Source organism: Levilactobacillus wangkuiensis (assembly GCF_016861605.1).
Classification (GTDB): domain Bacteria; phylum Bacillota; class Bacilli; order Lactobacillales; family Lactobacillaceae; genus Levilactobacillus; species Levilactobacillus wangkuiensis.
Map to the genome: position 1 here is coordinate 21,197 of NZ_BOLM01000001.1, position 11,122 is coordinate 32,318.

At 49.2% G+C, this 11,122-nt stretch carries 12 protein-coding genes and 1 tRNA gene; 9 read left to right on the forward strand and 4 right to left on the reverse strand.

Annotation, left to right across the window (positions count from 1 at the left end):
• The first annotated feature begins 98 nt into the window (after positions 1 to 98).
• Positions 99 to 1,355, forward strand: coding sequence for a carboxylate--amine ligase (locus JUF13_RS00080; RefSeq protein ID WP_203637206.1), 1,257 nt, complete (start codon positions 99 to 101; stop codon positions 1,353 to 1,355).
• A 5-nt stretch (positions 1,356 to 1,360) separates the two neighbouring features.
• Positions 1,361 to 2,071 (forward strand): aspartate/glutamate racemase family protein, encoded by a 711-nt coding sequence (locus tag JUF13_RS00085; RefSeq protein ID WP_203637207.1) that lies wholly within the window; start codon positions 1,361 to 1,363, stop codon positions 2,069 to 2,071.
• Between the two features lie 75 nt (positions 2,072 to 2,146).
• Here JUF13_RS00085 and JUF13_RS00090 read toward each other — a convergent pair whose 3' ends face one another.
• The 4 genes from JUF13_RS00090 to JUF13_RS00105 all read right to left on the reverse strand — a co-directional run bounded on the left by JUF13_RS00090 (position 2,147) and on the right by JUF13_RS00105 (position 5,520).
• A complete protein-coding gene (locus JUF13_RS00090; protein ID WP_203637208.1) occupies positions 2,147 to 3,163 on the reverse strand; it encodes a zinc-dependent alcohol dehydrogenase in 1,017 nt (338 codons plus the stop codon).
• Positions 3,164 to 3,279: 116 nt separating this feature from the next.
• Positions 3,280 to 3,621, reverse strand: a complete 342-nt coding sequence (locus JUF13_RS00095) for a YisL family protein (protein WP_203637209.1) — start codon at positions 3,619 to 3,621, stop codon at positions 3,280 to 3,282.
• A gap of 62 nt (positions 3,622 to 3,683) precedes the next feature.
• Positions 3,684 to 4,214: a dihydrofolate reductase family protein gene (locus JUF13_RS00100; RefSeq protein ID WP_203637210.1), complete on the reverse strand. Its 531-nt coding sequence runs from the start codon at positions 4,212 to 4,214 to the stop codon at positions 3,684 to 3,686.
• 58 nt (positions 4,215 to 4,272) lie between these two features.
• Positions 4,273 to 5,520 carry a peptidoglycan recognition protein family protein gene (locus JUF13_RS00105; protein ID WP_203637211.1) on the reverse strand — a complete coding sequence of 416 codons (1,248 nt, stop codon included), beginning with the start codon at positions 5,518 to 5,520 and terminating at the stop codon, positions 4,273 to 4,275.
• Positions 5,521 to 5,905: 385 nt separating this feature from the next.
• On the opposite strand from JUF13_RS00105, the gene JUF13_RS00110 reads away from it, so the two are divergent.
• The 7 genes from JUF13_RS00110 to purS all read left to right on the forward strand — a co-directional run bounded on the left by JUF13_RS00110 (position 5,906) and on the right by purS (position 11,121).
• Entirely contained in the window at positions 5,906 to 6,136 is a 231-nt protein-coding gene (locus JUF13_RS00110; protein ID WP_125763204.1) for a DUF2187 domain-containing protein, read from the forward strand.
• 78 nt (positions 6,137 to 6,214) lie between these two features.
• Positions 6,215 to 6,285: transfer RNA gene (locus JUF13_RS00115), tRNA-Gly, on the forward strand.
• Positions 6,286 to 6,590: 305 nt separating this feature from the next.
• The gene (gene argS, locus JUF13_RS00120; protein WP_125763202.1) at positions 6,591 to 8,282 is read left to right on the forward strand and encodes an arginine--tRNA ligase; all 1,692 of its coding nucleotides are present in this window, start codon (positions 6,591 to 6,593) and stop codon (positions 8,280 to 8,282) included.
• Positions 8,283 to 8,538: 256 nt separating this feature from the next.
• The gene (gene purE / locus JUF13_RS00125; RefSeq protein ID WP_203637212.1) at positions 8,539 to 9,021 is read left to right on the forward strand and encodes a 5-(carboxyamino)imidazole ribonucleotide mutase; all 483 of its coding nucleotides are present in this window, start codon (positions 8,539 to 8,541) and stop codon (positions 9,019 to 9,021) included.
• Complete coding sequence (purK, locus tag JUF13_RS00130) at positions 9,005 to 10,135, forward strand: 5-(carboxyamino)imidazole ribonucleotide synthase (protein ID WP_203637213.1); 1,131 nt, start codon at positions 9,005 to 9,007, stop codon at positions 10,133 to 10,135. The genes purE and purK overlap by 17 nt, the downstream gene beginning before the upstream one ends.
• A gap of 3 nt (positions 10,136 to 10,138) precedes the next feature.
• A complete protein-coding gene (gene purC / locus JUF13_RS00135) occupies positions 10,139 to 10,879 on the forward strand; it encodes a phosphoribosylaminoimidazolesuccinocarboxamide synthase (RefSeq protein ID WP_203637214.1) in 741 nt (246 codons plus the stop codon).
• Complete coding sequence (purS, locus tag JUF13_RS00140) at positions 10,870 to 11,121, forward strand: phosphoribosylformylglycinamidine synthase subunit PurS (RefSeq protein WP_203637215.1); 252 nt, start codon at positions 10,870 to 10,872, stop codon at positions 11,119 to 11,121. The genes purC and purS overlap by 10 nt, the downstream gene beginning before the upstream one ends.
• Position 11,122 lies beyond the last annotated feature (1 nt).

Consider the following 11,122-nt stretch of genomic DNA (forward strand, 5'->3'; position numbering starts at 1 on the left):
CTGAAATAATTATTGCCAGAAATTGTGCGATAAATAAAATAAATAGTTGAACATTTAATGAGAGATATAAGTACGTTGTGAAGGGACTTTAATTTGTTATGGAAACCAATGGAGCAAAATTCACGCCCGTTCTGCTAGGGAGCGATTTTAACGTATACGGGATGGCCCGGTCATTTTATCAGCTGTACCATGAACCCGTTCAGGCCTTTGCCAGCATTCAGTTGGCACCGACCCGCTACACCAAAGTCGTCAACCTGGAATTGATTCCAGGATTTGATGAGGACCCCGTTTGGATTGAGACCATGCGGAAACTCAAGGAACGTTACGCGGATCATCCAGAACCCGTGATTTTGATTGGGTGTGGGGATGGTTACGCGGAACTGATCAGTAAGCACAAGGACGAACTGGAAGACGTATTCATTTGCCCATATATCGATTACGATAAGCTGCGGCACCTGAACAACAAGGAAAACTTCTACAAGGTTTGTGACCAGTATGGCTTGCCATACCCCGCAACGCGGATCATCACCAAGGCAGACGCCACCGCATCAGAACCCGTTGAACAACCCTTTGACTACCCGGTAGCCCTGAAGCCTGCCAACAGTGTGGAATGGTTAGACGTCCACTTTGAAGGCCGGAAGAAGGCCTTTCGGATTCAGTCCGAGGCGGAATTCCGCGACATTTTACAAAAAATTTACGCTAACGGGTACCAATCTGACCTGATTTTACAGGACTTTGTGCCCGGGGATGACAGTAACATGCGGGTGTTGAACGCCTACGTGGACCGCAACCATCACGTTAAAATGATGTGCCTGGGCCACCCCTTACTGGAAGACCCAGCACCATCCGCGATTGGCAATTACGTGGCTATCATTCCGGAATATAACGAAACGATTTACCATAACATTCAAAAATTCCTGGAAGCCATTGAGTTTACCGGTTACGCCAACTTTGATATGAAGTATGACGTGCGGGACCAATCCTTCAAGCTGTTTGAAATCAATTTGCGGCAGGGCCGGAGCAGTTTCTTCGTCACCTTAAACGGCTATAACTTGGCCGATTGGGTGGTCAAGGATTACGTTCAGGACAGCTTAGCGGATGCCCCAACGGTGTACGGCAACAAGGACGAAAGCCAACATGCGCTCTGGTTAGGTGTGCCGGTCAAGGTCTTCAAGCAGTACACCCGGGAAAATGCCGACAAGGACCGTGCGTTGAAGCTGATTGCAGCGGGCAAGTACGGCACGACCTACCGTTACGACGAGGACATGAACCTGAAGCGCTGGGCGTTGATTCAATGGATGCAACACAACTACACGGTTAACTTTAAGAAGTATTTCGCAGAAAATAAGGGGTAACCACCATGAAAAAATTCTTTACGATTATTGGCGGTATGGGGACCATGGCAACCGAGAGTTATCTTCATTTGTTAAATGCTCGGACGCCCGCCCACGCCGATCAAGATTATTTGAATTATATTTTGGTCAACCACGCGACGGTACCGGATCGGACGGCTTACATTTTGGATCACAGTCAGCCCAATCCGTTACCCAGTCTGCTAGACGATATTCGCCAGCAGAGTCAACTGGGCCCAGCCTTTTTCACGTTGCCATGTAACACGGCGCATTACTTTTACGATGATTTGAAGGCGGCAACCGATGTTCCCATCCTACACATGCCGTGGGAAACGGTGAATGAGATCAAGCGTAAGTACCCGAATGCCAAGCGCATTGGGATTACTGGGACGCAGGGGACCATCACTGATAAGGTCTACGAAGATGAGATTAACGCGGCTGGGTTGACGCCCGTGCTGCCAACGCCGGAAATCGAAGCGGAAACGATGACGCTGATCTACGACCACATTAAGCAAAATAATGACGTGGATGCCGATTTATTTCACCGCATTATTCGCGAAATGATTGAAGACCAACACGCCGATGTCGTGATCCTGGGCTGCACGGAATTATCCTTGGCGCAGGAACGCGAACCGGAAAAGACCTACCCAATCGTTGACAGCCAATCTGTTTTGGTTGACCGGACGATTGAGATGGCCTTGTCTAAGCTACGCAACTAAGATTAAGCAAGTTGAAAAGGAATCACTCAGCTTCTCCGTATGGAGGGTGAGTGATTCCTTTTTTAGTGAAATGATTTAAGCGTTGACGTTAATGACGACCTTGAGTGCCGTCTTATCAGTGTTTGCCCGTTCAAACGCGGCTTCGCTCTCGGCAAGTGGGTAGTGAGCGGATACAATTTCAGGGAAGTGGTTGTCAGTCTGGGTGACGTTGGCGATGGCTTCTTTGATATCGACGGCGGTATAGATGGCCGAGCCAATTAGGCTGATCTCATTCATGGCCAGGAACTGTGGCTTGAAGGTGACCGGTTTCGCACCCAACGCGACTACGACAAATTTTGCGCCGAACTTGGCTTGGTCGATGAAGTCGGTCATGAAGCTGGGAAGCCCGACACAATCGATGTAAGTGTCTACGCCAATCCGTTCATCGCCCATAAGACCGGTCCCGGTGCCAAAAAGTTTTTTCAGAGCGGCGGATAAGTTGGTTTTGGCAGAATTAATGACGTTAGCTCCTAACTTTTTGGCGAAGGCTAAACGTTGGTTATCGATGTCGACAACAACGACCCGGGTCATGCCTTGACGCAACAGGCCAGAAGCGCTCGCTAAGCCGACTGGCCCGGCGCCAAAGATACAAAAGCTTTGATTGGTTTGGGGATGCGCGATATTTTTGCCATGGATACCGACGGCGTAGGGTTCAATCACGACGGCTCGGTCAAACGAAAGCGACTGTGGCAAAAGAAAGACGTTTTGATCAAGGACGGCATCCTGAATCAGATTAAATTGGGAGAGACCACCGGCCATGGCCAGTTGACTAGTGGAGCCTTTAGCGCGACTGGGATTGATGAAGACATGGTCATCGACCTGAATGCCAGTCACGTTTGCGCCGACCTCAGTGACAATACCAACAAATTCGTGACCTAAGGCACCACCTTTGAGAATCCCGATTTCATCACCACCTAAATTATAGGCGTGGAGGTCTGAGCCACAAATGCCGTTACGCATAACCTTGATGACGATATCATTTGCAGTCGGATGAGGCATGGGTAAGTCCTTAACCGCGATATCGTGAATACCATTATAGATAACACCTTGCATATCGTTCACTCCTTCACATGTACTTGTCTTTATTTTAAGAGGAGCTAATGGAAAAAGCAAACAACTACCAAAAAGGACCCAGCCAATCAGCCAGGTCCGTCCATTATTTGTTAAATTTAGTGAAGGCCCAGCGTGAGTCCCAGGGCAACCGTTGCGAGGGCGACCACACCCAAGATCCAGTAGACCAAGTGAGGCGTGTTGCGCTCCATCTTCCGGCCGAAACTGATTTCGATGAGGGCAATCGTGCCGATGCCCAGCAGAAACTTCAGGCTGATGAGCAGGGGGGCGTGGCTAAAGGTCCGGATGCTTAAGACGACCCCACTGATGATCATGACCAAATACGCGATTCGCGCCAGAATCAAGAACTGCGTGGCCCGTTTTTCTGAATGGCGGGTCAAGCCACCGACAACTAAAATTGTTAAAACTATCCAGGTCCAAAAATGTAGGCCTAACCACATACCGACCGCTCCTTCGCGTAAAAACTAAGTTAAGCGTACCATACTCGCGTGGTCAAGCGTTACTAATTTCTGCGCTGATAGACTAATTCGGCCAATGGCCCAAGGGTGTGGGCCTGCATCAACGTGAATTGGTGCGGCGCCGCGAGTTCTCCCCACAGGCGTTTGCCTTGCCCCAACACGATGGGGGCAAGCTGTAAGTAGAGTTCATCAACGAGGTCGGCGGCTAGTAAGGGGGTCAAAATGCTGGAACCCCCAACAATCCAGATGTTGCCGTCCGCACGCTTGAGTTGGCGAGCAAGAGTGACCACGTCATTATCGGTGAACGTCGTTAATGGCAAATTCTGCCGGTTTTCCCGCGTTAAAACGTAATTGTGCATCCGTGGGTTGGCAGGGTTAAACGGGACGTCAGGCGCCATCTTAGCGACGAAATCGTAGGTAACGCGACCCATGATGGCACTAGTCATTTTGGAAAGGACCTGGACGCCGGCATCGGCGGGGATGTCGGGCAGTTGGGTGAGCCAGTCGATATTGTCCTCGGGGGTGGCCAGGTAGCCGTCGAGGGAGGTGGCGCCGTAGAAAATAATTTTATTCATCGGAAACGATCCTTTCAAAAAAGGCACGGAACAAATGCGTTCCGCGCCTTAGGTAGTTTTAAGCGTTACCGTTCAAGCCGGCTGCTGGAATCCAGTAAGCTTTATCGTTTAAGGTGATGCGGTACCAAGTCGAACCGTCGCTGGCTTTAAGACCAGACTTGTTCACTTTGACCTTGGTGCCAGCAGGGAAGTCCTGCGTGTGCGCCGTCGTCTTAGACAGGTAGTTTGAGTTTAACACGTGATTCGTCAGCTTGTAGTTGGTGTCGGTGTTCAGGGTGTAAGTCCCGCTGGCATCACTGTAGGTGACCTTGGGGAAGTTCAAGGTCTTACTGTAGACCCAGTATTTGGCCGTTGAATTCTTGCCAAAGCGAATCCGGTACCAGGTACCACTCCAACCGCCTTTTTTCACACCGCGAGAGTCAACGTAGACCTTTGCGCCACGGTGGTCCGCACTCAGGCGGCCCCAACCGATCTTGTAGGCACCGCTCGTACCCTTGACGTGGTTGTAGACGGTCCACTTGGTGTAGTTGCTAGCCAGGGTAGCCGTTTCATTGTTGCCACCGTGGTTGTATTTAACCGTCTTCTTAGGCGTCGTCACGGTATGGTCCGTTGAAGTATCGGTCGTATCCGTACTGTCCGTGGTCGTGCCACCGAGATTGGCGTATTGGGTATTGACCAGCGTCATGAAGTCATTCATGGTGTAAGTCGTGCCAAAGTAGGCGCTGGCATTGGCTTTCCAGTAACCATCGGGGTCGGTATGGTTCGTGCCACCAAGGTTGTTGGACACATCATGGTGGGAGAGAACCGTCACGTTACGCTTTGGTGATAGGCCGTACTGGTTAAGGATATAAGCCGTGTAGTAGGCGGCATTGTTCAATTCAGACGCGAAGGCTGCCTTGCTGTGGACTTCAACTTGTTCGAATTGGACGTAGCGGGCGTTGGCAATGGGACCGGCTCCCCAGCATAAGTAATTCGTGTTGGCGATGTTGATGATACTGCTAGCATCCACGAAGGTGTGGACGAAAGCTGATTGATAATTATTCTTCATATAAGAAATTTCACCGTAAATCGTCGAGTTGGGGTTGGCCGTTTCATGGACCACGACCCCTTCAGGCTTCCCATTCCGGTAGCTATTCTTAGGAAAAGTCGGCCAGATATTCTTCGTGATTTTGGGTGTTGCATATTGCTGATTGGCAATATAAGTATTAATTGCATTGGCGCTGGCCGTTGTTGTTGACCAGAAAAGGCCTAAACAGCCCGCCGTGAGAGCGATTCCCCGAACCGCCCAACGTTGCCATTTCTTCATAATGTCTTCTCCTCCTATGAAAATTTCCTATTGAATAAAAACGAACTAACACAACGACTAGATTATAACTTATTTAGACCAATTTGAGTATGGTTTCGGAATTCGCCGAAATATCCCGTTGTTCGGTAATTTGCAGTTAAAAATGATATTGAAGTTAAAATAGAAATGTACGTTCGCGTTTTGACGGATATAATTACTAAACAGCAAGCAAGGTTCGGCTTTCTCATTTTGTTTCAATCACCTTACAATTAGATTGCAAGCCACGAGAAAGCGGGCGTAAACGGTGGCACTAGGGGGAATCATGAAGTCTGGGAGGGAACTTTACTTGCTTCACCGCTGAAACATGGCTATAATATTACTTTGCATACGAAAGGAGCGACGAACAATGGCTGAGACTACAGAGATTAAGATTGGCGATTACGTTGCGGCGAAAAAATTTGGTCCTCTGGAACACGATTTCACTGGGGAAGTTACCAAAGTGTATGATAATTCAGTTTTAGTTGAGATTCGGGACTACGATCCTGCCGACAAAACTGCCGTTGGCGACATGAACAACCGCGCTGTTGTGCGGAAGTCTGCTGCTAAAATTACCGGAAACAGTGCGGATGAAAATTAGTTTTTCAAAACTTTTTTGAATTTATTTGCAAAAAACGATGACAACTCACAAATGATATGCTATACTCATTTGTGTTGTGCGGGTGTAGTTTAGTGGTAAAATTCAAGCTTCCCAAGCTTGCGTCGCGGGTCCGATTCCCGTCACCCGCTTTCGAATGTTGGGCGGCCAGTCTTGGTCGTCTTTCTTATTATTCGAAGGCATTTATCGCCATTGAAATAGTACGTTGTGGAAATCCTTTTCAGCGAGTCCGGAGTGCTGCGAGCCGGACAAGGATCCTAGCGGAACGGAGCAATTGGTGTCATTTAAACAGAATTTTAAAGTGGACTTTAAAGTCAATCAGAGTGGTACCGCGGGTCATCTCGTCTCTTACAATTTATTTTGTAGGGGACTTTTTTTATCCCGTGAAGCGCCTGAGACTGACGATGTTTTGAGAAGAATACGAGGAGGAACTAGTATGGATTACAAACAAACAGTTACCAATGCCTTAGCTACCGCGCTGGACGGCCAATTATCCGCAGAAGATATCGCGGCTAAGTTGGAACGTCCTAAGACGTCAGACAAAGGGGACATGGCGTTCCCAACCTTTACCTTGGCTAAGTTGTTGCACCAAGCACCCCAACAAATTGCCCAGGATTTGGCGGACAAGCTAGATAAGACGGGCTTTGAAAAGGTTGAAGTCGTGGGTCCTTACCTGAACTTCTTCTTTGATAAGAGCGCTTATAGTGAAGAAACGTTGAACACGGTCTTAACGGCCGGCGCCAGCTATGGTCAAAACGACGATGGTAACGGCGGCAATGTGCCAATCGATATGTCCTCACCTAACATTGCTAAGCCAATGTCCATGGGTCACTTGCGGTCAACGGTGATTGGAAATTCCATCGCTGAAATTTTGACCAAGAACGGCTATAACCCAATCAAGGACAATCACTTGGGTGACTGGGGAACGCAATTCGGGAAGCTCATCACGGCCTACAAGCTGTGGGGGAACGAAGAAGACGTTAAGAAAGATCCTATCAACAAACTGGTTGAATACTACGTTCGTTTCCATAAGGAAGACGTTGACAAGCCTGAACTGGACGATGAAGCCCGGGAATGGTTCAGAAAGCTTGAAAATGGCGATCCCGAAGCCCACCGTCTCTGGGACTGGTTCCGGAAGGCGTCATTGCAAGAATTCAACGACGTTTATGAAAAATTAGGGGTTACCTTTGATACCTACAATGGTGAAGCCTTCTACAACGATAAGTTAGCCGAAGTTGTTCAAATTTTGAAGGACAAGCATTTACTGGTTGAATCTCAAGGGGCCCAGGTGGTTGACCTGAGCAAGCACGACTTGAACCCAGCCCTGATCCTGAAGAGTGATGGCGCTTCCCTGTACATCACCCGGGACATTGCGACGGCTCTGTACCGTGACCGGACTTACAAGCCAGCCAAAAACTTGTACGTCGTGGGGTCCGAACAAACCTACTACTTCAAGCAATTGAAGGCTGTCTTGCAGGAAATGGGTGTGCCATCTGCTGATGACGTTCAACACGTGCCATTTGGACTGATCACCGTTGATGGGAAGAAACTTTCCACGCGTTCTGGTCGGATCATCTTGCTGGACAAGGTTCTCGAAGAATCTGTTAAGCTGGCCGGCGAAGAAATTAACGAAAAGAACCCTAACTTAGCTAACAAGGAAGAAGTTGCCAAGCAGGTCGGGGTTGGGGCCATCGTCTTCGGTGATTTGAAGAACGAACGGACCAACAACATTGACTTCGTGCTCGCCGATCAATTGAAGTTTGAAGGTGAAACGGGTCCTTATGTGCAATACTCACGGGTACGGGCCGAAAGTATCTTACGTAAGGCTGGTGACGTCGCCGTTAAGGCCGATGGCAACCAAGTTTCTGATCCAGAAGCCTGGGATACGATCAAGACTTTGGCCGACTTCCCAGCCATGGTCAAGATGGCTTGCGATGAGTTAGAGCCATCCGTCATTGCTAAATACGCGATTCGGTTAGCCAAGACCTTCAACAAGTACTACGCCCACTCCAAGATTTTAGCGGACGATGCCGGTTTGCCAGCACGTTTAGCTTTAGTCAAGGCAGTGTCAACAGTCTTGAAGGAAAGCTTACGTCTGTTAGGGGTTCAAGCACCTGACGAAATGTAATGAACTGTTTTCAAAAGAGATGCCTGCGGGCGTCTCTTTTTTTACGGAAAAAATTAGGAAAATTGATCTCGCACATATTTGTGTTAAGTTCGCGATTACTGAATATTTAAATTGTAAAATGAATTTATCAAGAATATAGTTCTACTGAAAACGAATATTAAAATAATTATATCACGTAATTGTTAGTATTTTAGTTGACAGTCAGGTGGCGAATTGCTAAACTTAGCGAATAAATAGACTAGCGGGAGGAATAAACATGGTGCAGGTTGGTTTAGTCATGGGGTCTATCTCGGATTGGCCCACGATGCAGTTAGCGGCGCAGCAATTGACGACCCTAGGCGTCGACTACGAGCGGCACATCATCTCAGCGCATCGAATGCCGGATGTCTTGCAAGATTACGGCCAACAGGCGCAGGGCCGGGGATTGCAGGTGATTATTGCCGGAGCTGGCGGGGCGGCGCACTTACCGGGGATGCTCGCAGCTAATACGGTGCTCCCGGTCATTGGGGTGCCCATGCAGTCGCACGCGCTGAACGGCATGGATTCGCTCCTGTCCATTGTCCAAATGCCAGCCGGCGTCTCGGTAGCCACTATGACAATTGGGGCGGCTGGGGCTAAGAATGCGGCACTATTGGCAGCGCAAATTTTAGGTTTACAGGATCAGCAAATTCAAATGCAGGTCCAAGACTTTCGACAACGTCAACGGCAGGAGGCAGAACGCAGTGAACAACAATTCTGAGACGCCAATCCTACCGCCGGCAACAATCGGTATCGTAGGTGGCGGGCAGCTGGGCCAAATGCTAGCGCTGAGTGCGAAAGCCATGGGCTATCACGTGGGCATCCTAGACCCCACTCCTCAGTCACCAGCGGGGCAGGTGGCCGACTTTCAAATCATCGCGGACTATCAGGAGACCACAGCTCTGGAACAATTGGCCCAACGAAGCGATGTGCTGACCTACGAGTTTGAAAACGTTGATGTAGCAGCTTTAGATGCCGTGCAATCGCTGACCCGACTCCCACAAGGTACGGACCTGCTGCGGTTGACTCGGAATCGTTTGGCGGAAAAACAGTTTTTACATAGTCAAGGGATTCCAGTCACGCCGTTTGCGGCGGTTCAGGGGACGGCAGCGTTAGAAAAGACCGTTGGACAGCTAGGGACCCCGGCAATTTTGAAAACGCTAGAAGGCGGCTACGACGGGCACGGCCAGGTCGATGTCAACCAACCAGAATTGTCGGCAGCTAGTCGGGAACTTTGCCAACGGCCTTGTATCCTAGAGCGCCGACAGGACTTTAAATTAGAGGTTGCGATGATGGTGACCCGTGATGCGACGGGAAACGTGGCGGCCTTTCCACTGGTTGAAAATCGCCACCAAAACCATATCCTGCATACCACGATTGCACCAGCCCAGGTTGCGCCGGCCGTGCACCAGCAAGCGCAAGTGTTCGCCACAAAAATTGCCACAGCCTTACATTTACGTGGGGTCTTGGGGATCGAATTCTTTGTCTTACCTGATGGCGAGCTCTTAGTGAATGAATTAGCACCGCGACCGCATAATTCTGGGCATTACAGCATTGAGGCGTGCAACATTTCACAGTTTGAGGCCCACATCCGCAGTATTTGTGGGTTACCGATTCCCCAGATTACGCAGGCGACCCCAGCGGTCATGCGCAACTTACTGGGAGCAGATTTACAGGTGGCCCGAGACTTGCTCAGCCAACATCCGGAGTGGCATTTTCACGATTACGGCAAGGCAGAAATTAAAGCGCAGCGGAAGATGGGGCACGTAACGGTTTTGAATGCGGATACGCAGGCGGCTTTAGCAGCAGTAGCGGCATTGAAAGGGGAACAATAACCGATGACAGAGATTACCAAGCAAGGCCTGATTTACACGGGGAAAGCTAAGGCCATGTACGAAACGAACGACCCAGAAGTGTTGTGGGTGGAGTATTTAGATCAAGCGACTGCCTTAAATGGCAAGCGCAAAGTCGCCATTGCCCAAAAGGGCTTGCTCAACAATCGGATTGCTAGCCTGATCTTTCAGGACTTGGCGAAGCATGGGATTGCCAATCACTTTATCACGCAGCAGTCAGCCTACGTTCAGTTGGTCCGCCGGGTAACCATGATTCCTTTGGAAACGGTGGTGCGGAACGCTGCGTCGGGGAGTTTTGAACGGAAATTTGGTATGCCACATCTGACCCCTTTTGAAGAGCCGGTCATGGAATTCTTCTACAAGAGTGACCAGCTAGATGATCCATTCATCAACGATTCTCAAATTCTGGCCTTAAACGTGGCTACCGCAGATTCGCTAGCTGAAATGCGCCGACAAGCCCAATTGGTCAATCGACGATTACAACAAATCTTTGGCGCCATGCAGGTCCAGCTGGTCGATTTTAAAATTGAATTTGGCTTAACGACGGACGGCAAAGTTTTATTAGCCGATGAAATTTCACCAGATAGCTGTCGACTGGTTGATCAAACAACCCATGAGTCGTTGGACAAAGATGTTTTCCGTAAGAATTCTGGTGACTTGACCCAGGTCTATACAGAAGTGCTCGATCGATTGGCAGTGGTAGAGGAGGAAAAGCCATGTATTTAGCAAAGGTCTATGTGACCTATAAACCATCGATTTTAGATCCGAAGGGTGAAGCCATCAAAGACGCCCTCCATCGGCTAGACTATGAAAATGTGGCGACCGTTACCCTAGGTAAATACTTTGAAATTAAATTGACTCCTGGGGAGAAACCGTTAGCCGAACAGGTTGATGAGATGTGCGACCGGTTACTGGCTAACGTGAACATGGAAACTTATCGTTACGAAATTACAGAGTTGGAGGCTTAAA